Origin of the sequence: Streptomyces harbinensis (assembly GCF_900116145.1) — a bacterium.
GTDB classification, from domain to species: domain Bacteria; phylum Actinomycetota; class Actinomycetes; order Streptomycetales; family Streptomycetaceae; genus Streptomyces; species Streptomyces carpaticus.
Map to the genome: position 1 here is coordinate 607,188 of NZ_FPAB01000001.1, position 24,609 is coordinate 631,796.

12 protein-coding genes are annotated in these 24,609 nt (G+C 75.5%); 5 read left to right on the forward strand and 7 right to left on the reverse strand.

The window, feature by feature from the left end:
* Window positions 1–19: 19 nt before the first annotated feature.
* The 6 genes from BM385_RS02785 to BM385_RS02810 form a co-directional block, all read right to left on the reverse strand.
* Window positions 20–1,585, reverse strand: a complete 1,566-nt coding sequence (locus BM385_RS02785) for an ABC transporter ATP-binding protein (protein ID WP_093842057.1) — start codon at window positions 1,583–1,585, stop codon at window positions 20–22.
* Window positions 1,578–2,447 carry an ABC transporter permease gene (locus tag BM385_RS02790; protein WP_093842058.1) on the reverse strand — a complete coding sequence of 290 codons (870 nt, stop codon included), beginning with the start codon at window positions 2,445–2,447 and terminating at the stop codon, window positions 1,578–1,580. Before BM385_RS02790 ends, BM385_RS02785 begins: the two co-directional genes overlap by 8 nt.
* Window positions 2,444–3,397, reverse strand: coding sequence for an ABC transporter permease (locus BM385_RS02795; protein WP_093842059.1), 954 nt, complete (start codon window positions 3,395–3,397; stop codon window positions 2,444–2,446). Before BM385_RS02795 ends, BM385_RS02790 begins: the two co-directional genes overlap by 4 nt.
* Window positions 3,394–4,977 carry an ABC transporter substrate-binding protein gene (locus BM385_RS02800; RefSeq protein ID WP_093842060.1) on the reverse strand — a complete coding sequence of 528 codons (1,584 nt, stop codon included), beginning with the start codon at window positions 4,975–4,977 and terminating at the stop codon, window positions 3,394–3,396. The genes BM385_RS02795 and BM385_RS02800 overlap by 4 nt, the downstream gene beginning before the upstream one ends.
* Before the next feature lie 65 nt (window positions 4,978–5,042).
* On the reverse strand, window positions 5,043–5,240 hold the full coding sequence (locus BM385_RS02805; protein ID WP_019434244.1) for a ferredoxin: 198 nt from the start codon (window positions 5,238–5,240) through the stop codon (window positions 5,043–5,045).
* Between the two features lie 82 nt (window positions 5,241–5,322).
* Entirely contained in the window at window positions 5,323–6,963 is a 1,641-nt protein-coding gene (locus tag BM385_RS02810; protein WP_093842061.1) for a (2,3-dihydroxybenzoyl)adenylate synthase, read from the reverse strand.
* A 228-nt stretch (window positions 6,964–7,191) separates the two neighbouring features.
* Here BM385_RS02810 and BM385_RS02815 point away from each other — a divergent pair, with 228 nt between their 5' ends.
* The 4 genes from BM385_RS02815 to BM385_RS28135 are packed head-to-tail and all read left to right on the forward strand — an operon-like array spanning window position 7,192 to window position 22,407.
* Window positions 7,192–13,824 (forward strand): non-ribosomal peptide synthetase, encoded by a 6,633-nt coding sequence (locus BM385_RS02815; RefSeq protein WP_093842062.1) that lies wholly within the window; start codon window positions 7,192–7,194, stop codon window positions 13,822–13,824.
* Window positions 13,821–19,292 (forward strand): non-ribosomal peptide synthetase, encoded by a 5,472-nt coding sequence (locus BM385_RS02820; protein ID WP_093842063.1) that lies wholly within the window; start codon window positions 13,821–13,823, stop codon window positions 19,290–19,292. Before BM385_RS02815 ends, BM385_RS02820 begins: the two co-directional genes overlap by 4 nt.
* Window positions 19,289–20,431, forward strand: coding sequence for a saccharopine dehydrogenase NADP-binding domain-containing protein (locus BM385_RS02825; protein ID WP_093842064.1), 1,143 nt, complete (start codon window positions 19,289–19,291; stop codon window positions 20,429–20,431). Before BM385_RS02820 ends, BM385_RS02825 begins: the two co-directional genes overlap by 4 nt.
* Entirely contained in the window at window positions 20,428–22,407 is a 1,980-nt protein-coding gene (locus BM385_RS28135; RefSeq protein WP_093842065.1) for a Gfo/Idh/MocA family oxidoreductase, read from the forward strand. Before BM385_RS02825 ends, BM385_RS28135 begins: the two co-directional genes overlap by 4 nt.
* Here BM385_RS28135 and BM385_RS02835 read toward each other — a convergent pair.
* The gene (locus BM385_RS02835) at window positions 22,397–23,623 is read right to left on the reverse strand and encodes a cytochrome P450 (protein ID WP_093842066.1); all 1,227 of its coding nucleotides are present in this window, start codon (window positions 23,621–23,623) and stop codon (window positions 22,397–22,399) included. The two genes, BM385_RS28135 and BM385_RS02835, sit on opposite strands and share 11 nt — an antisense overlap.
* A gap of 190 nt (window positions 23,624–23,813) precedes the next feature.
* Between BM385_RS02835 and BM385_RS02840 the strand changes: the two genes are divergently transcribed.
* The gene (locus tag BM385_RS02840) at window positions 23,814–24,605 is read left to right on the forward strand and encodes a thioesterase II family protein (protein ID WP_019434237.1); all 792 of its coding nucleotides are present in this window, start codon (window positions 23,814–23,816) and stop codon (window positions 24,603–24,605) included.
* The last annotated feature ends 4 nt before the right edge of the window (window positions 24,606–24,609 follow it).

Consider the following 24,609-nt stretch of genomic DNA (forward strand, 5'->3'; position numbering starts at 1 on the left):
CGCCGGCGCCCGGCGGCGGTCAGACCCGACCGCCGCCGGGCGCCGGTGCGTCCCCGGACGGGACCGGCCGGCCGGCGTCCAGTACCACCACCCGGTCCGCCGCCGCCCGCACCCGCGCGTCATGGCTGATGAGCACGACGGACAGCCCCTCGGTGCGGCGCAGTTCCGCCAGCAGGTCCAGGATCGCGTCCCGCGTCGCGGTGTCCAGCGCGGAGGTCACCTCGTCGCACACCAGCACCCGGGGCCCGGCGGCCAGCGCCCTGGCGAGATTCACCCGCTGCCGCTCGCCGCCGGACAGCTGATGCGGCAGCCGGTCCAGCAACCGCGCGGGCAGACAGACCTGTTCGAGCAGGGTGTGCACCCGGGAGGCGGCTTCCTCCGGTGCCATGCCCCGCAGTCCGGTCAACGGCCGCAGCAGCGTCCTGCGCACCGGCTCGCGGGGGTTGAGCGCGTCCACCGAGTCCTGGGCGACCAGTTGCAGGGCGCGCCGGTCCCGCGGTGAGCGGCGGCGGAGGTCCAGCGGCACCTCCCGGCCCTCCAGGGTCAGCCGCCCCGCCAGGGCCGGGTGCAGCCCGACCAGGCAGTGCGCGACGGTGCTCTTGCCCGCGCCGGACGCGCCCGCCAGCGCCGTGCAGCCGCCCGGTGCCACCGTCAGGGACACCCCCGCCACGGTGATCCGCCGCCCGTGGCCGGCCCGCAGTCCCGTCAGTTCCAGCACGGGCGGCCGGGAGCCGGACGGCCCGGGCGGCGCGGGCGGCGCGGGCGGCCGGGAGCCGGACGGCCCGGGCGGCGCGGACGGCAGTACCAGCGCGGCCGGCCGCGCGGGTGGCCGGGGAGCCGGCCGCGGGGCGGCGGTGTCCTCCCCCGGCGGCAGCAGACGGCCGTCCGCCACCCGGAGAGTGCGGTCCGCGAGCGCGCCGATCAGCTCCCGGTCATGACTGACCAGCAGCATCGCCCCTGACCCGGCGCGCCGGCGCGCGCCCAGCAGGGCGCACAGCTCGTCGGCCAGCCGGCGGTCCAGCCCGCTGGTCGGCTCGTCCAGGACGAGCAGGACCGGGTCGCGGAGCGTCGCGATGACCAGGGCCGCCCGCTGGGCCTGACCACCCGAGATCTCGTGCGGGTAGCGGCGCAGGAACGCCCGGTCGGTGGGCAGGTCCACCTCCGCCAGCGCCCGTTCGATCCGCTCGCGCGTCCCCGGGCCGCCGGGCGCGGCGGGCCGGGAGCGCCGCGCCGCCTCGCGGAGCAGGCCGCCGAGCCGGCGCCCCGGGTTGAGCGCGGCGGCCGGATCCTGGCCGAGGAAGGAGACCACCCCGGTACGGACCCGGGAGCGGCCCGCGGTGGTGAACGGATCGATGCCGCCGACCCGTACCGTGCCCGAACGCAGCGCGAGCCCGGGGCGGAGGTGCCCCAGCAGGCTGAGGGCGAGCGTGGTCTTGCCCGAGCCCGACCGGCCGTACAGGGCGAGGGTCTCCCCGGTGTGCAGCCGCAGGCCGGGGCCGTCGAGTACCGGCGGGCCGCCGGCGGCCGGGCCCACCACCAGCCGGTCGATCTCGACGACGGCCGCCGGGGCCGGTGGCTCACGCATGGGGTGCTCCGGAGGGTCCGGCCGGGCCGGCCCGGCGGGCCGCGGCGTGGTCGGCGAGGAGGTTCACCGCGACCGCGAAGGCGGTGAGCAGGGCGGCGGGAAGCAGCACCGGCAGCGGGTTGAGCGCGGCGCCCGGCAGGTTCTCCCGGATCATCCGGCCCCAGTGGGCGGCCGGCGCTCCCCGGCCGAGCCCCAGGAACCCGGCGGTCGCGGCGAGGTGGACGGCGGCGACGAACCGGAGCCCGGCGTCCGCGAGGACCGTGCCCGCGATGTTCGGCCAGATGTCGTACCGGGCCAGCGCCCAGGCGCTGTCGCCCCGGGCCCGCGCGGTGCGGACATAGCCGCCCGCGGCGGTCTGCCGGGTCACCGTACGGATCACCCGGATCGAGAACGGCGCGCAGGCCAGGCCCACCGCCAGCAGCACCGCCAGGTCGCTGCCCGGCGCGCCGGTCGCGAAGAGCAGGAGCAGCAGCAGTGAGGGGAAGACCGCCAGCAGGTCCACCGCGCGCATGACCGGCTCCGCGGCGCGCTCGGACATCAGCCCCAGCAGGACGCCGCCGACCAGCCCGAGTGCCGTCGCCAGCACGGTGGCTCCGGCCGCCACGCCCAGCACCAGCCGGCCGCCGTGCAGGACGCGGGCGGCCAGGTCGCGGCCGAGGAAGTCGGTGCCGAGCGGCAGTCCGGCGCCCGGCCCCTCGAACGGCGCGCCCACCTGTTCGGTGGGCGATGCCCACGCGAGCAGCGGGCCGAGCAGGGCGATGCCCACCACCAGCAGGCAGATCGCGGCGCAGACCCGGGCCCGGGTGATCCGCCGCGCCGGTGCCCGCGCCCGTACCCGCGCCCCGCGCGCCGCCGGGCTCATCGCGCGCCGCCCGAGCGGGGGTCGAGCGCCCTGGCCAGCAGGTCGGTGAGCAGCAGGACGGCCAGGGCGATGGCGCACAGCACCAGCGCGATGCCCTGGACCAGCGGGACATCCCGGTAGGCCACCGCTTCCTGCAACTCCCGTCCGATGCCCGGGTATCCGAAGACGGTCTCCACGACCACCGCCCCGCCCACCAGCGCCCCGGTCACCATGCCGAGCGCCTGGACGGCGGGCCCGAGGGCGTTGGGCAGCACGTGCCGCAGCGCCAGCCGCGGGCCCGTCACGCCGCGCAGCCGGGCCGCCTCGATGTAGGGGGTGGCGGCGATGTCGGCGGTACGGGCCCGGATCAGCCGGGTGGCCACCGCGATCCCGGAGACGGCCAGTGTCGCCACCGGCAGGACCAGGATCTCCGGGGCGTCCAGCGGGGAGCCGCCCAGCGGCACCATGGACACCTGCGGGAGCAGGCCCGGGCCGGCCGCGAGCGCCCACAGCAGGAGGGTCGCCAGGACGAACTCGGGCAGCCCGGCGACCAGCAGCGTCCCCGCGGAGACGGCGTGGTCGACGGGTCCGCCCGCGCGCATCCCGGCGGCGAGTCCGGCGACGACGGCGACCGGCACCGTCACCGCGAGCGCCAGTGCGGCCAGCAGCAGGCTGTGCGGGAGCCGGGCGCCGACCACCTCGGTCACGGGGCGCGCCCCGAGGTAGCCGGTGCCCAGGTCGCCGCGCAGCGCGCCGCCGGCCCACTCCAAGTAGCGGGTGGCGGCGTCCCGGTCGAGACCGAGACGCTCGCGTACGGCGGCGCGTTCCTCCTCGGTGGCGGTCGGGCCGGCGACGGCGCTCACCGCGTCCCCCGGCAGCAGCTCCGTCGCGCCGAAGATCAGCAGGGACAGCGCCACCAGGGCCACCGCGCCGGCCACCAGCCGCCGGAGCCAGAACGCCCAGCGGTTCACGACAGGCTGGTCCGGCTGAACCCGGGGAACTGCCCGAACAGATCGTCCGCCACGCCGGACACACCGGGCACCGCCGCCGTGGTGAACGGCTTGAAGACGGGGGCGATGGTGTTGCCCTCCTCCCACAGCACCTGCTGCGCGGCCAGGCCCGCCTCGGCCGACTCCGCTCCCGAGCTGCCGCGCGCCTCGGCCACCAGGGCGTCCACGTCGGGCCGGTCCCAGCCGAGCGCGGAGGGGTTCTGTCCGCCGTAGGACATCTGGTAGAGCGGCAGCGCGGGGGTGGGCACCGAGAAGCTGGCGGCCAGCGGGAGCCGGGCGTAGGCGGGGTAGTCGGCGAAGAGCTGACCGGCCGGGAGTTCGTCCAGGGTGGCGTCGACGCCGATCTCCTTGAGGTTCTCGACGTACAGGGTGGCCACCTCCACCATGCCGGGTGTCTCGGGACCGGTGGTCAGGGCGATGCTCATGCCGTCCGCTCCGGCCTCGCGCAGCAGCCGGCGGGCGCGGTCCGGGTCGAAGGGGCGCTGTTCGATCTCCGGGGCGTAGTCGGGGAATCCGGGCGACATCAGGTCGTTGCCCACCACGGCGTCGCCGAAGAACACCGAGTCCACCATCGCCTGCCGGTCGGCGGCCAGTTTGAAGGCGGTGCGCACCCGGTCGTCGCGGAAGGGTTCGTGGGCCAGGTTCATCCGGAAGAACAGCCCGGAGACGTACGGGGCTTCGGTGCTGCTCACGGTGAACCGGTCGTCGCCGCGCAGGGTCTGGGCGGTGACGGGTGCCAGGTCGTGGGCGAAGTCGATCTGGCCGCCGGTGAGGGCGGCGGCGCGGGCGTCGCTGTCGGCGATGGAGCGCAGTTCCAGGCCGTCCAGGTAGGGGGCGTCGTCGGCGTCGGGGAGGGAGAAGGCGTCGTTGCGGGTCAGCAGGCTGCCCACTCCCGGTTCGAACTCCTGGAGGGTGAAGGGGCCGGAGGTGGGCGTGCCGGGGGAGAAGTCGCTGCCTTCCTTGACGACCAGGTAGTTGCCCTGGCAGAGCAGCAGCCGGCCGTCGGCGATGGGCGTGAGGGTGGGCAGGACGAGGGTGCGGTCGTCCTCGATGCGGGCGCCGGAGAAGTCGAAGTTGGCCGCCGGGTTCTTGTACACGGGGAGCGAGGCGGGGTTGTCGGCCGGGCTCATCAGGGACCACAGGACGTCGGCCGCGGTCAGCGGCGAGCCGTCGCTGAAGGTCAGCTTGGGGCGCAGCCGCAGGGTGTAGGCGCTGAGGTCCGTGGCGATCTCGATGGTGTCGAGGACGCCGTAGCGCACGCCGTCGGGGGCGGTGGGGTCGATGTCGCCGAGGGTGGCGTGCAGGGCCCTGGCCCGGACCATGTCCATGGCGGTTCCGCCGGTGAAGTGGTTCAGCGTCTCGGCGGCGCCGGCGCCGGTGAAGGCGGCGCGCAGCGTGCCGCCGCGGCGCCCGTCTTGCTGCGGGCGGGCGGCGGGTTCGCCGCCGGTGCCGCAGGCGGTCAGCAGGGCCGGGCCTGCCATGGCTCCCGCTACGGCCAGCAGGCCGGTGCGCAGCAGGGTACGTCTCCCGATGGGGTCCATCGTCGCTCCTTGGGTGCGGTGACCGGTGCGGGGCACCGGGGTGGAAGCGGTGCTTCCGTTCGTGCTCAGTTGTCGTGCAGGGCGATCGCGCCGGAGGGGCAGCGGTCGATCGCTTCGCGGATGGCGTCGTGGTGGGCGGGGCCGGGTGCGGGGTGGCGCAGCCGGACGAGTCCGTCGTCCTCGCCCTGGTCGAAGACGGCTCGGGCGGCGAGTACGCACTGTCCGGCGCCCACGCAGATGTCGGGGCGCACCTCGATGCGCATGGCTTCTCCTTGGGGTGGCGGCGCGGCTCCCCGGCCGTGCGTCGCGGCCGGGGAGCGGCCCGGGGCCGGGGCCGGCGCCGGGTCAGATCAGGGCGCGCAGGGCGTTCTTGTCGATCTTTCCGACGGCGGTCAGCGGCATCCGGTCGATCAGCCGGACGCGGTCGGGTGCCTTGTAGGCGGCGAGGCCGCGTTCGCGCAGGAAGGCCGCGATGCCCCGGACGGTGGGGGCTTCGTCGCTGACGAGGAAGGCGACCGAGCGTTCGCCGAGCGCGGTGTCGGGGACGGCCACCACGGCGGCCTGGAGGACGCCGGGGTGGGCGAGCAGATGGTCCTCGACCTCGGTGGCGTCGATCTTCTCCCCGCCGCGGTTGATCTGGTCCTTCACCCGGCCGACCACGGTCAGGTGGCCGCTGGGCAGGCGTCTGACGAGGTCTCCGGTGCGGTAGAAGCCGTCGTCGGTGAAGTGGGTGGCCGCGTGGCCGGGTGAGCGGTAGTAGCCGCGCAGGGTGTACGGGCCGCGGGTCAGGAGTTCGCCGGTGTGGCCGTCGGGGACGGGGCGGCCGTCCGGGCCGGTGACCCGGATCTCGTCGGCGGGGGAGATCGGCCGGCCCTGGGTGGTGCAGATGATCTCCTCGGGGTCGTCGGGGGAGGTGAGGTTGAGCAGGCCCTCCGCCATGCCGAACACCTGCTGGAGCCGGCAGCCCAGTTCGGGGCCGATGCGGCGGGCCAGGTCGTCCGGGAGCCGGGCGGCGCCGACCTGGAGCAGTTGGAGGGTGGCGAGATCCGGCTGGTGGGCGCGGTGTTCGGAGAGCCAGTACGGGACGAGCGGGGGGTTGACGGCGGTGACGGTCACGCCTTCCCGCTCGATCAGCCGGAAGGCGGTGAGCGGGTCGGGGTTCGGGGCGATGACCACGGTGCCGCCGGACATCAGGGTGCCGAGGATGCCGGGGCAGGCCAGGGTGAAGTTGAAGGCGAGCGGCAGGACGGCGAGGTAGACGGTGTCCGGCCCCAGCCGGCAGATCCCGGCCGCGGTGCGCGCGTTGTACGCGTAGTCGTGGTGGGTGCGCGGGATGAGTTTCGGGGTTCCGGTGGTGCCGCCGGACAGCAGCAGGAGCGCCAGGTCGCCGGGGGCGCGGGGGGAGGGTGGCGCGGCGGGGCCGGTGCCGTCGCCGTACAGCGTGTCGAAGGGGAGGAAGTCCGGGTGCCCGCCGGGGTCCCCGACGACGATCACCCGCTGGAGGGTGCGGTGGTTCTCCCGGATCTCGGCGGCGAGTTCGCGGTGGTCGAAGCGGGCGTGCCGGTCGGGGACGACGTAGCCGGCCGCCTCGGTCAGCCGGGCGAGGTGGCCGATCTCCGCGCGGCGGTGGCCGGGCATGGCGTGCACCGGTACGGCGCCCAGGCGGTGCAGGGCGAACCAGAGCAGCACGAACTCGGCCTGGTTGGGCAGCTGGACGATCACCCGGTCGCCGGGGCGGAAGCCCAGGCGGTGCAGGCCGCCGCTCAGGGCCCGGATGTCGCGGTCGAGTTCGGCGTAGGTCCAGCGGCGTTCACCGTCGACCAGGGCGGACGCGTGCGGGCGTTCGGCCGCCTGGCGGGCGGGGATGTCGCCGAGGAGTTCGTCGCGCCAGTAGCCGGCGGCGCGGTAGCGCTGTACGTCCTCGGCGGGCCAGCCGGGCCAGTCGGCGGGGGCACGGTCCGGCTCCCGGGAGGGTGGTGCGTCCATCGTGTGTCCCCTTCACCTGATCCCTGCCGGGCGGCGTTCCGGTGAACGGATGCCCAGCTCGAAGCACTTGAACATGATTATCATCTTTACATAAGCTCCCGGAAGCGCGGCCATGCACCCGCACCAGGAATCGATCCCACGCACCCCCGGGCCACCCCGCCCCCGGCCCGTGGGCGAAGGAGGCACGCAGAACTCGTGACCGAGGCAACGGAACCGGGACGGGCAGCCGTGAACAGGCCGGACATCCTGGCGGCGGTCGCCGCCCTGCTGGAGATCCCGCCCCACGACATCGGCCCCGACGACGACGTGTTCGCACTGGGGCTCGACTCACTCGGCCTCATCCGGCTCACCGCCCAGTGGCGGCGCCAGGGACTCGGCGTCGGCTACGAAGAGCTCGCCGAATCCCCCACCGTCCGCGACTGGGAACGGCTGCTGGCCGCCGCGGACGGCACCACCGGCGCGCCACCGGCGGCGGACCCAGCGGACGGGGCCGCACCGGACGGAGCCGCCGCCGACGCCGGGGACGGTGCCTTCCCGCTCGGCCTCATGCAGCACGCGTACTGGATCGGCCGCCAGGACGACCAGCCCCTGGGCGGCGTAGGGGCCCACTTCTACGCCGAACTGGACGGCCACGGCGTGGAACCCGGCCGGCTGGCCACCGCCGTCACCGCGCTGCGGCTGCGCCACGAGATGCTGCGGATCACCGTGCTCGACGACGGACGCCAGCGCGTCTCGGACGCACCGTCACACCCCGCGATCACCGTCCACGACCTCACCGCCACACCGCCCGAGGACATCTCCCCCGCCCTGGACCGGATACGGGAGAGCTCCACCCACCGCCGGATGGACGTGGAGCGGGGCGAGGTGTTCGACGTCGCGCTGTCCCTGCTGCCCGGCGGCGCCACCCGGCTGCACATCGACCTCGACATGATCGCCGCCGACGCCGCGAGCATGCGGGTCCTGCTGGCCGACCTCCAGCACCTGTACACCGCGCCGGACACCCCGCTGCCCGAACTGCCCACCGGCTACCGCGCCTACCTGGAACGGACCGGCGCCGAGCGGACCGAGGACCGCGAGCAGGCGCGCGCCTGGTGGCAGGAGCGGCTGCACACCCTGAGCGCGCCCCCCGCGCTGCCCACCGTCGTGGACCCGCTGAGCCCGGAGTCCTCCGCCCCGCACCACCACCGCACCACCCGGCTGCACCACCGGCTGGACCCGGAGCGGACCGCCCGGCTGCTGGAGCGGTCCAAGCAGCACGGGCTGACCCCCACCGCCGTGCTGGCCACCGCCTTCGCCGAAGTGCTGGCCGCCTGGAGCGCGGAGCCCCGCTTCCTGCTGAACCTCCCGCTGTTCCACCGCGACACCGCCACCCCCGGCGTCGAACGGCTCGTCGGCGACTTCAGCTCCTCGATCCTCCTCGACGTCGATCTCACGGAGGACCGGCCCTTCACCGAGCACGCCGGAGCGATCCGGGCCGGACTGCGGGCGGCCATCGCCCGGGGCGCGTACTCCGGGGTCGAGGTCCTGCGTGACCTCACCCGCGCCGCCGGCGGCACCCCGCGCCTCGCGCCGGTCGTCTACACCAGCGCGCTCGGCCTCGGAGAGGTCTACGACCGCCCCGTCCGGGAGACGTTCGGCGAACCCGTGTGGATCATCTCCCAGGGCCCGCAGGTGTGGCTGGACGCCCAGGTCACCGAACTCGACGGCGGTCTCCTGCTCAACTGGGACGTCCGGGAGAACCTCTTCGAACCCGGCACCGTCACCGCGGCGTTCACCGCCTACCGCCGGCTCATCGACTCCCTCGTCGACGACGAGGCCACCTGGTCCCGCCCGGTCGGCCCGCAACTGCCCGCCGCGCAGCTCCGGGTACGGGAGCGGGTCAACGGTACGGACCCGGCCGCCGGCCCCGCCCGCCTGCACGAGGGTTTCCACCGCACCGCCGCCGCCGACCCCGAGCGGGTCGCCCTGATCGACGAGCGGGGCCGGCCGGTCGGCTACGGGGAGCTGGCCCGGTGGGCCGGCCGGGTCACCGCCCTGCTGCGGTCCGAGGGCGTCCAACCCGGGGACACCGTCGTCGTCAGTCTCCCCCGGGGCGCCGCGCAGGTCGCGGCCGTGCTGGGCACACTCGGTGCCGGAGCGGCGTACGTCCCCGTCGGCACCGGGCAGCCGGCCGAACGGGCCGCGCTCGTCACCGGCGCCGCCGGGGCCGCCGCCGTCCTCACCGACACCCCGCACAGCGCGCCCTGGCGGGAGCGCCTGGCCGGGACGACCCCGGTACTGTCCCTCGACGCCGCCGACGACCTCGGTCCGGTCCCCCCGGCCCTGGACCAGCCGGCCGACTCCCTCGCCTACCTCATCTTCACCTCCGGCTCCACCGGCGTGCCCAAGGGCGTGGAGGTCTCCCACCGGGCCGCGATGAACACCCTGGCGGCGATCAACGAACGGTTCGGGGTCGGCCCGGCCGACCGGGGACTCGCCCTGGCCGAACTCGACTTCGACATGTCGGTCTACGACCTGTTCGGCCCGCTGTCGGCCGGCGGCTCGGTCGTCCTCATCGACCAGAGCGCCCAGCGGGACGCGCAGCGGTGGGCCGAGCTGGTCCGCGAGCACGGCGTGACCCTCGTCAACTGCGTCCCCGCCCTGCTGGACATGCTGCTGACGGCCGCCGAGACCGGCCGCGACCCGGGCACCTCGCTGCGGCTGGTCCTGCTCGGCGGCGACTGGGTGGGCCTCGATCTGCCCCCGCGGCTGCGGGCCCTGGTGCCGGAAGCCCGCTTCGTCGCCCTGGGCGGCATGACCGAGGCGGCCGTCCACTCGACCGTCTTCGAGGTCGGCGACATCCCGGAGCACTGGACGTCCGTCCCCTGGGGCGTCCCGCTGCCCGGCATGCGGACCCGCGTCGTCGACAGCCGGGGCCGGGACTGCCCCGACTGGGTACCCGGCGAACTGTGGGTGGCCGGCACCGGCCTGGCGGACGGCTACCGGGGCGACCCGGCGCGTACCGCCGAGCGGTTCGTCCAGCACGACGGGCACCGCTGGTACCGCACCGGGGACCGGGCCCGCTACCGCGACGACGGCGTCCTGGAGTTCCTCGGCCGCACCGACCACCAGGTGAAGATCAACGGCCACCGCATCGAACTCGGCGAGGTGGAGGCCACCGCGGCCGGCCACCCCGGCGTGCACGCCGCCGTCGCCGTGGTGACCGGCGAACCCCGCGGGCTGGGCCTGGTCGTGGCCGGGGCCACCACGGCGGAGGAGGTCGGCGCCACCCTGCGGGCCGCGCTGCCCGCGTACATGGTCCCCGGCCGGGTGACGGTCGTGGACGCGCTGCCGCTGACCCGGAACGGCAAGCCCGACCGCGAGCGGGCCGCCGCGCTGCTGGCGGAGCGTCCCGGCGACGCCGCCCCGGCCGGCAACGGCGGCCCGCCGACCGGCTGGGCCGAGACGGTGGTGGCCCAGGTGTGGTCCGAACTCCTCGGCGCCGACGGCATCGGCCGCCACGACTCCTTCTTCGCGCTGGGCGGCGACTCGCTGCTCGCCACCCGGATGATCGCATTGCTCCGCCGGCGCGGCGCGGGCGGCGCCGGAGTCGCCCGGCTGTTCAGCCATCCCCGGCTCGCCGAGTTCGCCGAGGCGGTGACCCGGACGGTCGCCCGGGAGGACGTCCTGACCGAGGGCGACCCGGCGCACCGCCACGACCCGTTCCCACCCACCGATGTCCAGCGCGCGTTCTGGATCGGCCGCGACGACCGGCTGCCGCTGGGCGGCGTGGGCACGTACCACTACAGCGAGTTCGACGGCGCCGATGTCGATCTGGACCGGCTGCGGCGCGCCTGGCGCCGGCTCGTCCGGCGGCACGAGATGCTGCGCGCCGTCTTCGACGACCAGGGCCGGCAGCGCATCCTCCCCGAAGTGCCGGAGCCGGCCATCGAGGTGACCGAGGTCGAGCACGAGAGCGAGGCGGACGCCGCGCTGGCGGCGCTCCGTCAGGAGTCCTCCCACCGGCGGCTGGACCTGACCCGGTGGCCGCTCTTCGACGTGCGGGCGGTGCGCTACCCGCACCGGGGGCAGACCAGGACCCGGCTGGCCATCGGCCTGGACTACATCGTGCTCGACGGGGCGTCCATCATCGCCCTGTACGGCGAACTCGACACGCTCTACCAGGATCCCGAGGCGCCGCTGCCGCCGATCGACGTCTCCTTCCGCGACTACGTGCTGGAGGTCGTCCCCGACGCGGACGCCGTGGAGCGCGCCCGCGCCTACTGGCTGAAGCGGCTCGACACCCTGCCCCCGGCGCCCGCGCTGCCGCTGGCCGGCGACCCCTCCGCCCTCGCCCGTCCGCACTTCACCCGGCGCTCCCGCCCGCTCGCGGCCGATCGCTGGGAGCGGCTGCGGCGCAAGGCGGCGCGGCATCAGCTGACGCCCTCGGCGGTCCTGCTGCTGTGCTACGTGGAGGTCCTCGCCGCCTGGAGCGAGCAGGACGGGGTGACGGTCAACCTCACCCTCTTCAACCGGCTGCCGGTCCACCCGCACATCCACCGGCTGATCGGTGACTTCACCTCGGTGTCCCTCATCGGGCACCGGCCGCTCCCGGACGAGGAGTGGCCGGCGGCGGCGCAGCGGCTCCAGGGCGTCATGGGCGAGGACCTGGACCACCGGGAGGAGTCGGCGATCTGGCTGATGCAGGAGCTGGCCCGGCGGACCGGGACGGTGGACGCCGCCATGCCGGTGGTGTTCAGCAGTTCGGTCGGGGTCGGGGACCGCGAGGTCAAGGATCTCTCCGACACCTTCCCCGCCAAGGTCTTCGGGATCTCCCAGACGCCCCAGGTGATGCTGGACAACCAGGTCACCGAGTCCCGGGGCGGCATCCTCATCAGCTGGGACGGCATCGAGGAGCTGTTCCTCCCCGGCGTGCTGGACGCCATGTTCGACACCTACTGCGCGCTGGTGGACCGGCTGGTGGAGGAGGAGTGGGCCGGGCCGCTGCCGCTGGCCCCGCCCGCGGAGCAGGTGCGGCGGCGCCGGGAGGCCGGGAACGGGGGCGCCGGAAGGCCGCCCGCCGCCGGGTCGCTGCACGGGGCGTTCTTCGACCGGGCGGCGGCGGACCCCGGCCGGACGGCCGTGCGGTGCGCGGAGGGCGATCTGACGTACGGGGCGCTCGCCGGGCGCGCCGAGCGGGTGGCCGCCGCGCTGGCCGAGCGCGGGGTGGGGCCGGGCGACACCGTCGCCCTGACCCTGCCGTCCCGGGCCGACCAGATCACCGCGGCGCTCGGGGTGCTGCGGGCCGGCGCGGCGTTCGCGGCCGTCGATCCGGGGCTGCCCGAGGCGGAACGGGAGGCCCGCTACCAGGCCGCGGAGGCGGCCACGGTCATCACCGCCGCCGGCCCCGCCGACCCCACGGCATCCGCCGAGGCCGAGACCGGATCCGGGCCCGGCAGTCCGGTACGGGTCCCGCTGCCGCTGCTGCTCGCCTCCGCCGCGCCGTGTCCGCCCGGCAGCGGGGACGCCACCGCCGCCGCCTACTGCCGGTTCCGCACCGGGCCGGGCGGTGCGCCGCGCGGCGTGCTGACCTCCCACGCCGCCGCGCGGGCCGCCCTCGCCGGGCTGGGCGAGCGCGTGGCGGTCACCGGGGCGGACCGGGTGCTCGCCCTCGGCCCGCTCGGCACCGACCGCTCCGTCTTCGACCTCTTCGGTGTCCTGGGCAGCGGCGGCAGCCTGGTCCTGCCGAACGGCGCCGAGCAGGAGGACCCCGCCGCCTGGGCCGCGCTCGTGGTCCGGCACGAGGTGACGGTCAGCGACACCACCCCGCTCCAGCTCGATCAGTTGCTGGACGCGCTGCCCGCCGGCGACGGCCGGCGCCCCGCGCACCGGCTGCGGCTGGCTGTGGTGTCCGCGGGCCGCGTTCCGCCGGACCTGCCCGGCCGGCTGCGGGAGGCCGCCGGCGACGGCTGCGCGCTGGTGGCCCTGGGCGCGGCGACCGGCGCCCCACTGTGGGCGAGCGTGCTGACGGCGGATCAGGACCCGCGTACACCGCTGGCGTTCCCGCGCGGTACGCCACTGCCCGGGCACGCGCTGCGGGTGGTGGACAGCCGGGGCCGGGACTGCCCGGAGTGGGTCGTCGGCGAACTGTGGATCGGCGGGGACGCGCTGCCGCTGCGGGAGACCGGCGCCGGTGACCCGTCCGCCCCGTCCGCCCCGTCCGGCGACGGCACCGGGCGCTGGTACCGCACCGGGGAGCGGGCCCGGTTCCGGCCGGACGCCACGGTGGAGTTCCTGGGCCCCGCCGGCCAGGCGGTCACCCTCGCGGGCCGCCGGGTCGAACCCGGCGAGGTCGAGACCGCCCTGGAGGCACACCCCGGTATCGGGCACGCCGTGGTCCTCGCCCTGGGCGAGGACACCCACCGGCGGCTGCACGCCGTCGTCGCCGCCCGGGGCGCCGAACCCACCGACCTGGCGCGGCAGCTGAGCACCCTGCTGCCGGCCCACGCCACCCCCACCGGCTACACCTTCCTGGACCGGCTCCCGCTGACCCCGGACGGCACCGCCGACCGGGAGCGGCTGGCCTCGCTCGCCGCGGCCACCTCCGGACGGGCCGGGCCGCCCGCCACCCCGATGGAACGGCGCGTCGCCGCCATCTGGGAGCGGGTGCTGGGCACCGAGGTCACCGACCGGCACGCCGGGTTCTTCGCCGAGGGCGGGGACAGCATCACCGCCCTGCGGCTGGTCGCCGCCGTCAACAGCGAGCTGGGAGCGGACGTCCCGGTACGGACCTTCCTCGCCGCCGCCACCCTGGCCGATCTCGCGGTCCAGGCCGAAAGCTCTGCCACCACCCACCTGCCGGAAGAGAGCGGAATCATATGAACGCCCAGCAGATCGTCTCCGACCTGGAAAAGGACGGCATCCGGCTCTGGGAGGAGGAGGGAACCCTGCGGTTCCGCGCCCCGCAGGGCGCGCTGACCGAGGAGCGCAAGGCGCTGCTGCGTGCCCACCGCGCGGAGGTCCTCGCCCACCTCGCCGAGCGCGCCCTCGCCACCCGGATCGTCCCCGACCCGGCCGCCGCGCACCAGCCGTTCCCGCTCACCGACATCCAGGCCGCCTACCTCGTCGGCCGGGGCAGCGCCTACGGCTACGGCGAGGTCGCCTGCCACGTCTACGTCGAACTCTCCTACCCGGCGGAAACCGATCCCGCACGGCTCAATGACGCCTGGTGGCGGATCGTCGGCCGGCACGACATGCTGCGGGCCACCGTCCACCCCGACGGGTACCAGGAAGTCCTCCCCAGCATCCCCGAACACCCCATCGCCGCCCGCGATCTGCGCGGCGCCGCCGCCGAGGAGGTGGAACGGCACGTCGAGAGCGTCCGGGAGGAACTGGCCGCCCGGGTACCGCCCACCGACGTGCCCCCGCTGTTCGCACTCCGCATGACCCACTGCGACGACGAACTGATCCTGCACCTGTCCATCGACCAGCTGATCGTCGACTACGCGAGCCTGCTGCTCGTGCTGGCCGAGCTGGAGGACGTCTACCACGGCAAGCGGCTCGAACCGCTGGACATCGGGTTCCGCGACTACGTCCTGACCCGCCGCCGCCAGACGCTCACCGGCGAGTACGACCGGCACCGCGCCTACTGGACGCGCCGGCTGCCCGAGCTGCCCCCGGCACCCGAACTCCCGGTGGCCGGTACGGGGACGACGGCCGTGGGACCGTTCCGCCGGCTGGAGGCGCGGCTCGACGCCCGCCGCCGCCGCGCCTTCGAGGCCAACGCCGCGGCCAACGGCCTCACCGCCTCCACCGCCGCGCTGACCGCCTACGCCGAGGTCATCGGCCGCTGGAGCGGCAGCCCCCGCTTCATGCTCAACGTCCCCACCTTCACCCGGCTGCCGCTGCACGACCAGGTCGACCGGCTGGTGGGCGACTTCACCGCCGTCGAACTCCTGGCCGTCGATCTGCGGGAGGAGGCGAGCTTCGCCGAGCGTGCCAAGACCGTCGGCGCCGACCTCCTGGAGGACCTGGCGCACTCGCTGTTCACCGGCAGCCAGGTCCTCGCCGAGCTGAGCCGGGCCGGCGAGTCGGGCCCGCTGCTGATGCCCGTCGTCTTCACCAGCACCCTCGGCTCCGCCACCACCCGGCAGCCCCGCGCGCAGGTGCGGCACGCCAGGACCCAGACCCCGCAGGTGTGGCTCGACTGCCAGGTGATGGAACGCGCCGACACCCTCGCCCTCAGCTGGGACATCCGGGAGGGCGTCCTCGCCGGGGACACGGTGACCGACCTCTTCGAGGCGTTCACCGCCCTGCTGACCACCCTGGCCGACGACCCCGCCGCCTGGCGCGAGCCCGCCCGCGTCGCGCTGCCCGCGCGCACCGCGGCGGTGCGCGAGCAGGCCAACGACACCGCCGCGCCCCTCCCCCGGGGCCTGCTCCAGGACGGCCCGCTGGCCGTCGCCCGCCGCACCCCGGACGCCGTGGCGGTCATCGGCCGCGACCGGACGATGACCTATGGCGAACTGCTGGAGCGGGCCGGCGGCGTGGCCCGGGCGCTGCGGGCCGCCGGCATCGGGGCCGGCGACATCGTCGCCATCACCATGGACAAGGGCTGGGAGCAGCCCGCCGCGGTCCTCGCCACCCTGCTGACCGGGGCCGCCTATCTGCCGCTGGACACCAACCAGCCGCGCGCCCGCCGGGACACCATCCTCTCCGACGCGCACGCCGCGGCCGTCCTCACCCAGTCCTGGCTGGAAGCCGGCCAGGACTGGCCCGAACACCTCACCGTCCTCCCGGTGGACACCTGCCCGCCCGCCGCGCCGCCCGCCGACGCCCCGGACACCGAACCCGACGACCTGGCCTACGTCATCTACACCTCCGGCTCCACCGGGGCGCCCAAGGGCGTGATGATCTCGCACGCCGCCGCGCTGAACACGGTCGCCGACATCAACCGCCGCTACGAGGTCGGCCCGCAGGACCGGGTGTTCGCCCTCGCCCAGCTCGGCTTCGACCTGTCGGTCTACGACATCTTCGGCCCCCTGTCCCTGGGCGCGGCCATGGTGCTGCCCGATCCGGCGCGCCGCGGCGACCCCTCCAGCTGGGCGGAGATCGTCCGCGCCGAGGGCGTCACCCTGTGGAACTCGGTGCCGGGCCAGTTGCAGATGCTGCACGATTATCTGCGGGCCGACGACCCGCCGCTGCCCGGGCTGCGGCTGATGCTGCTCTCCGGCGACTGGATCCCGCCCACCCTGCCCTCCGCCGTCGCCCGCTGGGCGCCCCACGCGCGGGTGCACAGCCTGGGCGGCGCCACCGAGGCGTCCATCTGGTCCATCCAGCACCCGATCGGCGCGGACGACGCGCGGCGCCGGAGCATCCCGTACGGCAAGCCGCTGGCCAACCAGACCTTCCATGTGCTGGACGCCGCCCTGCGGCCCCGCCCCGACCTGGTGCCCGGGGAGCTGTACATCGGCGGCGCCGGGCTCGCCCAGGGCTATCTCGGGGACAGCGCCAGGACCGCCGAACGTTTCGTCCACCACCCCGGCACCGGCGAACGGCTGTACCGCACCGGCGACCTCGGCCGTTACCTGCCGGACGGCTCGATCGAGTTCCTCGGCCGCGACGACCACCAGGTGAAGATCCGCGGCTACCGGATCGAACTCGGCGAGATCCAGGCCGCTCTGGACGCCCTGCCCGCCGTGGGCGCCGCCGCCGTGGTCGTCGCGGGCGGCCGGGGCGAGGCCCCCTCGTCCGCGCCGCAGACCCTGGCCGCGTTCGTGGAGCCCGCCCGCCGCGACACGCCGCTGCCCGTCCCCGCCTGGCTCGCCCCCGCCGCGGACGCGGCCATGGCCGAGGCGTCGTCCGGCGTCGACGTGGCGGCGCTCGCCGCCTTCCGTACGGCGCTGGGCGAGGCCGCGCTGTGCTCCATCGCGGACACCCTCGCCCCCGCCTTCGGCGACGGGTCCGGCCCCAGGACCGCCGCGGAGATCAACGCGGCGCTCGGTGTCGCCCCCGCCCACCACCGGCTGGTCCGCCGCTGGCTGCGCTCACTCGCCGACGCCGGACGGCTCACCGCCCTGCCCGGCGGCGGCTACCGGGAACTGCGGGCCCCGGGCGCGGAGGCCACCGCCGCGGCCTGGGAGTCGGCGGCCGGACACGAACGGGCGGCCCGCTGGTCCCCCGAGCTGTTCGCCACCGTCCGCCGCTGCGCCGGCATCCTGACCCGGCTGCTCACCGGGCAGCACACCGTCGCCGAACTGCCCTTCGCGGACGCGTCCCCCGAGGCGCTCGCCGCCGCATACCGCGGCAACACCGCCTCCCGTACCCTCCACCGGGTCCTGGCGGACGGCATCGGGGAGATCGCCCGCCGCCACGCGGGCGCGGCCCCCCTGCGGATCATGGAGGCCGGACTGCGCGGCGGCGGCGCCGTCGCCGGCATCCTGGCGGCGCTGGGCGACACCCCCGTCGACTACCTGGCCACCGATCCCGCCGCCCGGCACCGCGCCGCCGTGGAGGCGGAGTGCGCGGACGACCCGCGGGTGCGCTGCGCGCCCTTCGACCCGGCGCTCGACCCGCGTGACCAGGGCTACCCGCCCAACTCCGTGGACGTGCTGGTGTGCGTCGGCGTGCTCGACAACCTCCCCGACATCGGCGCGGCGGTGCACCGTCTGGGGTCGCTGGTGGCGCCGGGCGGCTGGCTCGTCCTGCTGGAGAACACCGACGACGAGGACCACGCGGTGCGGATCTCCACCGAGTTCCTGCCCGAGCACGCCGGTCCGTTCGACGACCTCCGCCGGGAGGCGGAGCAGACCTTCCTGGGGACGGCGCAGTGGTCGCGGCTGCTGACCGAGCGGGAGGGCAGGATCGTGGCGGAGTACCCGGCCGACGCGTCCACCGCCGCCGCCTTCGGCCAGCGGCTGTACTTCGTCCAGCCCAAGCCGTACCGGGAGCCGCTGGACGCCGCCGCGCTGGCCGCCCACGCCGGCGCGCTGCTGCCCGAGTACGCGGTGCCCGCCCAGTGGCAGATCCTCGACGCGCTGCCGCTGACCGCGAACGGCAAGACCGACCGGGCGCTGCTGGAGCGCTGGGCCGGCCGGCCCGAACGGCAGGCCCTCGCCCCCGCGTCCGACCAGCCGCGCGACGCTCTGGAGCGCGCGCTCGCCGCCCTGTGGTGCGAACTGCTGGAGCTGGAGCGGGTCGGCCGTGACGACGACCTGTTCGCCCTCGGCGGCGACTCCCTGCTGGTGGCCCGCATCGTCGGCCGGCTCCGGGAGGGCCTGGACGGTCTCGACAGCGAGTGGGACCTCGAATGGGAGGTCGTGCTGCGGCATCTGCTGCGCCGGCCCACCGTGGCCGGGCTCGCCGACTACCTCCGCGACGTCTCGGCCGGCCCCGGGGGCACCGAGGCCGCCGAGTCCTCTCCGATCGTCACCCTGGAGGAGGCGGACGGGCCGGTGACCGTCCTGGTGCACGCCGGGACCGGCACCCTGCTGCCCTACCGGCCGCTGATCACCGAGATCCGGGCCGCGTCCTCGGGCCGCAACGCCCTGGTGGGGCTGGAGATCCCGGAGCTGGACGCGTTCCTCAACGCGGACCCCACCGGGCTGATCGACCGGCTCGCCGCCCGCTACGCCCGCGCCCTGCAAGACGCCGGGCACACCCGGTTCGACATCGTGGGCTACTGCGTGGGCGGGGTCATCGCCACCGAAGTGGCCCGCGTCCTGGGCGAGTCGGGGGCGGAGGTCCGCAGCCTCACCGTCATCAGCAGCCACAGCCCCACCTTCCGGATCGACGACGAGCTGCTGTCGGAGTACTCCTTCGCCCTGATGATGGGCATGGACCTGGCGCACATCGGCTTCCCGGCGGACCAGGACCGGGTGGGCGCGGCCGTCGGGGCCGTCCTCGACCGCTCCCCCGACGCGGTCGCCGACGGCGCGATCGCCGACCTGGACGGCGCGTACGCCGACATCGCGGCGGCCTTCGCCGCCCTGGAGGCGCTGCCCAGGATGGCCCGGGTGGGCCGGATGGTGGAGGCCCTGCCGCCGGAACTGGCCGGCACCTACCAGCCGGAGGGCCTGCTGCGCGCCCTGCGCACCTACCAGCAGAGCACGTTCGCGCTCAGCCGGCACCGCGCCGAACCGTACGCCGGGGACATCACCTTCCTGCGGCACAACGGCGCCTACCCGTTCCCGGGCAGCGCCGACACCATCACCGACCACTGGGCGAAGATCTGCCTGGGTGAACTGAGCAGCCGGGACATCCCCGGCCAGCACTTCACCTGCATGACCGGCGATCACGTGCCCACCGTCTTCAGCCACCTGAGCGACATCGTCGAAGGGATGACGCCGTGATCGCCGTTCTGGGAGCCTCCGGAGAGGTCGGCCGGCACGCCGTCGCCGCCCTGGCCCGGGCGGGCACCGGCCCGCTCCGGCTGGGGGCCCGCCGCCCCGGAGCCATCGGCACCGAGGAGGCGGGCCCCGGGGCCCGGGTCATGGCGGTGGACGCCACCGACCCGGCCGCGCTGGCCCGGTTCTGCGCGGGCAGCCGGCTGGTCCTCAACTGCGCGGGACCGAGCTACCTGCTCAAGGAGACGGTGGCGCGGGCGGCCCTGGCGGCCGGCGCCGACTACGTGGACGTGCTGGGCGACGACCCGGTCGCCGAGGCCCTGGCCGCCGCCGGGGCCCCGGCCGCCGGGCGCACCGCCGTGCTGTCGGCCGGCACCGTACCGGGCCTGTCCGTGCTCGTCCCGCGCCATGTCCTGGCGCTGACCGGCCCCGGGGAGGCCGCGGCCACCGCGCTGACCGTCCACGCCGGGGGCCTGGAGCGGGCCACCCCCACCGTCGCGGCCGACATCCTGCTGTCGCTCACGACGGGCGGGGTGGGCGGCGAGCGGTTCGGCCACCCGCTGGCGGCCTGGCGCGACGGCCGCCGCGAGCAGCGCGTCCTGCGGACCGACGAGTCCGCCGAAGTGCCCTTCTACCCGGACCGGGTGGCGGTGCAGCCGCTGCTCACCGCCGAGATCGAACGGCTGGCCGCGGCCCTGCCCCTGGAGCGGGCCGACTGGTACAACGTGTTCCCCGGCCGCCGGACCCGTGCGCTGTTCACCGCGCTGCCCACGCTGCCGGTGGACTCCCCGGAGCAGCGCGCCGCGGTGATCGACCGCGTCATCCGGGCGAGCGAGGCCGACCTCGCCGGCGCCGACCCGTACTACCGGATGGTCTTCACGCTGTCCGCTCCCACCTGGTCGCGGACCGCCGTCGTCCGGGCCGGGGACAGCTACCGGCTCACCGGGGCCGTCGCGGCGCTCACCGTACGCGCCCTGCTGGCGGGCCGGATCCGGCCCGGGCTGCACTTCGCCGGGGACGTGCTGGACCCCGGCGAGGTCGTCGCGGAGCTGGCCCGGGACGGGGCCGCCGAGGTCGAGGTGTTCGCCACCGCGGCGCCCGGCGGCGCCCCGGCGCAGCTCGCGTTCGAGGACGGTGCCCTGTGACCGTCCCGCCGTCCCCGCCGTCCCCCGGCCGTCCGCTGCGCACCGTGGTCGCGGGCACCAACTTCGGCCGCTTCTACATCGACGCGGTGAACGCCCACCCCGGGTTCGAGCTGGCCGGCATCCTGGCCCGGGGCGGCGCCCACTCACGCGCGCTGGCCGGGAAGCTCGGCGTGCCCTGCTGGACACGGCTGGCCGACCTGCCCGGCGACATCGACGCCGCCGTCGTCGCCGTCCCGTCCGCCGTGATGGGCGGCAACGGGACGGAGCTGGGGCGGGAGTTGCTGGAACGCGGAGTGCACGTCCTCCAGGAACACCCGCTGCACCCGGACGAACTGGCCGGTTCGCTCCGTCTCGCCCGGGCCCGGGGCCGGCAGTTCCGGGTCAACACCCACTACCCGCACGTGCGGTCGGTGCGCCGCTTCCTGCGCGCGGCGACCGCGCTGCGGGCCCGGCAGCCGGTGCTGTTCGTGGACGCCGCCGCCCCGGTGCACGTCCTGGCTCCCCTGGTGGACATCCTCGGCCGGGCCCTGGGCGGGCTGCGCCCCTGGCGGCTGGACGACCCGGCGCCGGTGTCGCGGGAGGTCGGCGCGGCCACCGGGGACCGTACCCCGGTCCAGCTGCTGCACGGCGCGATCGCCGGTGCCCCGGTGACCCTGCGGGTGCAGAACCAGCTGCACCCGGGGGACCGCGACAACCACGCGCTGTTCTGGCACCGCGTCGCCATCGGCACCGAGGGTGGGGTACTCACCCTCGCCGACACCCATGGGCCGGTGCTGTGGCATCCGAGGCTGCACTCGCCCCGGGACGACGGCCACCGGCTGGTGTTCGAGGCGGGGCCGGGGGCGGAGGATCTGCTGCTCCCCGCCGCCGAGGTGGTCGGCGATCCGGCCGGGACGCCGCCGCGCTTCGCGGACATCTTCTCCTCGTGGTGGCCCGAGGCGGTCGGCGAGGCGCTCGGGTCGTTCGCCGAGGGCATCGCCAGGGGAGACGACCCGCTGCGGTCGGCGGGCCACGATCTGGCGGTCTTCGGGCTGTGGCGCGATCTGATGGCCCGGCTCGGCCCGCCCGAACTCATCCGCCCGCCCGCCCCGCGCCCGCTGACGGTCCGCGACCTGGACCCGGAGCCGGCGGGCGCGCCGGATCCGGCGCCGGACGGCGGTCCCCGTCCCGCCGAGGCCGCCGCCGCCCGCCGGCCCCCGGCGGCGGCCGGCGCCGGGGACGAACCGGGGGCGGGCTACACCGGCCCCGCCGAGTTCTTCGATCTGGGCGCCGGTGAGCACACCTCGCGCACCGGCCCGGCCGTGGTCGCCGCGCTCGCCGGAATCGACCCGCACAGCGGCCCGCTGCTGGACATCGGGGCGGGCACCGGCCTGGTCACCCGGCAGATCGCCCGCGCCTACCCGGACTGCCACCTCGTCGCCGCAGAACCGGCGGCCGGGATGCGGGCGGTGCTCACCGCGCGGCTGGCCGAGGACCCCGACCTCGCGCGGCGGGTCACCGTACGGCCCGACGCGGCGCACGAACTGGCCCTGCCGGACCGGATCTGCGCGGCGGTGCTCTGCGGCGTCCTGGGGCACATCGACGCCCCGGGCCGCCGGGAGCTGCTGCGCGCGCTGGCGGAACGGCTGGCGCCCGGGGCCCCGTTGATCGTGGAGATGATGGGGCTGACCGCGCCGGTCTCGATGCCCCCGACCCGGCTGCGCCGGGCCGCCCTCGGCCGCCGCACGTACGAGTGGTGGATGTCCGGGGAGCCCTCCGGCGAGGAGCGGATGCGGCTGGACACCACCTGGCGGGTGTTCGAGGACGGGAAGCAAGTGCACGAGGTGCGCGACCACTACCACTGGTACACGGTCGGCCTGGAGCGGATCGCGCGGGAGAGCGGGCTGGTGCTGGAGCGGCCACCCGCGCCGCACGCGGCGGCCGTTCCGCACCTCGGGGTGCTGCGCGGTGCGGAACGGCGCCCGGTCACCAGGTGACGAGGACCTGTTCCGGCCCGAAGGCGATCCCTTCGTGCCGGAACCGGACCGCGTCCGCGGGAACGGCCGCGCGCAGGGTCGGAATACGGTCCAGCAGCGTACCGATCGCGAGGTTCAATTCCAGCCGGGCGATGTTCTGACCGACACATTGATGCACGCCGTAGCTGAAAGCGACGTGCTGTTTTTCAGCGCGCCCGAAATCAATGGTCCCGGGATCACTGAATATCTCCGGGTCATGATTTGCTGCGGCAAGGAGAGGAATGATTCCCTCGCCCGCGGGGATGGTGTGTCCGCCGATCTCGATGTCCTCGGTCGCGGTGCGCAGGGCGATCGAGTCGCCGACGGACAGCGCGCGCAGCAACTCCTCCACGGCGGCGGGCAGGACGGAGTGGTCCCGGCGCAGTTCCTCGATCAGTTCGGGCCGCTCCAGCAGGGCCAGCACGCTGAGTGCGATCTGGTTGGTCGTGGTCTCCCAGCCGGCCACCACCAGGATGGCGAGGGTGGTGACCAGTTCCTCGCGGCCGACCAGCCCGGTGCGCAGCTGCTCGGCGACGAGCCGGCTGCACAGGTCGTCCCCCGGGGTCTCTTCCCGCTCGGCGATCACGTCGTCGATGACGGACGACAGGGCACCGATGCCCTCGCTCGCCCCCTCGGCGGTGCTGGCGCCGCCGCCGAAGACCTGGGAGCCGAGGGTGCCGGTGATGCGGCGGAAGGCGGCGTCCGCACGCCGCACGCCGATCAGTTCGCACATCACGGTGCTGGACACGGCATGCGCGTAGTGCGTGACGAGGTCGACCGGCGGTCCGTAGGCGAGGAGTTCGTCGATCCGGTCGTCCACGATCCGCTGGATGTCGCGGCGCATGCGGCGCGACTTGCGGACGGTCATCTCCGCGAGCAGCATCCGGCGGAACCGGGTGTGTTCGGGCGGGTCCATCCGGATGAAGGGCCGGGTCCTGGCCCCCACCTCCTGCTCGCCGGCCACCAGGGCGGGGAAGTTGGGGTGCCGGATGTCCGCGCTGACCCGCGGGTCGGCCAGTACGGCCCGCACCTCGTGGTACCCGGTGACCACCCAGGCCGTCCGTCCGGTGGGGAGCGTGACGCGGGCCACGGGTGCCTCGGCGCGCAGTGCCGCGTACTGCGCGGGTGCCGTGAAGGGGCACTGCCGGGCCATGGGGAACGGGTGCGCGGCGGGGTGGTCGGGGCTGGCATCACTCATGCGGATTTCCCTTCGTACGGACGCGCCGGCGGTGCGCATCGAATGTTCGCTCCTGCGAAATACCGTTCCGGTTCCGCGGATTGCAGGCACGTCGGCCGGGCATCGTCCATTTCTCGGCGGAAGCAGTGGCTACTATATGACGATCGCCCGCCGATGCCACGGCGCGGTTTCCGCTGAACAGGAATGGGTCATGCCGCCGATGAACCGCGATACGGAGCTGTGGCTCCGCCGCCCCTTCAGCCGGCCGGAGGCGTCCGTCCTGCTGGTGTGTTTCCCGCACGCCGGCGGAGCGGCCTCCTCCTTCCGCCCGTGGCAGGTGCTGCTGCCCACCGGGATCGATGCCGTGACGGTGCAGTACCCGGGCCGGCAGGACCGGTTCGCGGAGGACCCGGTGGACTCGATGGACGTGATGGTCCAGCGGATCGCCGACGCGCTCGCCGGCGCGCTGGAGGGCCCCTACGCGCTGTTCGGCCACAGCATGGGCAGCGCCATCGCCTACGAGGTGGCCCTCGAACTGCGGCGCCGCGAACTGCCGCCCCCGGTACGGCTGCTGGCCTCCGGTCGGCCCGCGCCCCGGCACGCGACGGGCGGTGAGGTGCATCGACGCGGTGACGAGGCCCTGGCCGCCGAACTCGTCCGGCTGGGCGGGACACCACCGGAGGTGCTGGCCGACCCGGAGCTGCGGGCCACCGTCCTGCGCTGTGTGCGCGGCGACTACCGGCTCATCGAGTGCTACCGGCCCGCCCCGCACCCGCCTCTCGACTGCCCGGTCAGCGTCCTGACCGGGGACCGCGACCCGGAGTGCGACGCGTCCGCCGCGCGCACCTGGGCCGGCGTCACCCGCGCTCCGCTGGATGTCACCGTCTTCGACGGCGACCACTTCTTCCTCGTCCCGCAACGGGAGCGGGTGGCCGAGGTGATCGCCCGCGACCTGGGCCTTCCCGCCACCCGCCCCGCACGGATCTGGCCCAGCACCCCCTGACGGA

What these genes read in the sequence shown, in the direction of transcription:
- BM385_RS02790 (WP_093842058.1), bottom strand. Translation starts at nt 2,447, where the DNA reads ATGAGCCCGGCGGCGCGCGGGGCGCGGGTACGGGCGCGGGCACCGGCG.
- BM385_RS02840 (WP_019434237.1), top strand. Translation starts at nt 23,814, where the DNA reads ATGCCGCCGATGAACCGCGATACGGAGCTGTGGCTCCGCCGCCCCTTC.
- BM385_RS02820 (WP_093842063.1), top strand. Translation starts at nt 13,821, where the DNA reads ATGAACGCCCAGCAGATCGTCTCCGACCTGGAAAAGGACGGCATCCGG.
- BM385_RS02805 (WP_019434244.1), bottom strand. Translation starts at nt 5,240, where the DNA reads ATGCGCATCGAGGTGCGCCCCGACATCTGCGTGGGCGCCGGACAGTGC.
- BM385_RS02785 (WP_093842057.1), bottom strand. Translation starts at nt 1,585, where the DNA reads ATGCGTGAGCCACCGGCCCCGGCGGCCGTCGTCGAGATCGACCGGCTG.
- BM385_RS02835 (WP_093842066.1), bottom strand. Translation starts at nt 23,623, where the DNA reads ATGAGTGATGCCAGCCCCGACCACCCCGCCGCGCACCCGTTCCCCATG.
- BM385_RS02800 (WP_093842060.1), bottom strand. Translation starts at nt 4,977, where the DNA reads ATGGACCCCATCGGGAGACGTACCCTGCTGCGCACCGGCCTGCTGGCC.
- BM385_RS02810 (WP_093842061.1), bottom strand. Translation starts at nt 6,963, where the DNA reads ATGGACGCACCACCCTCCCGGGAGCCGGACCGTGCCCCCGCCGACTGG.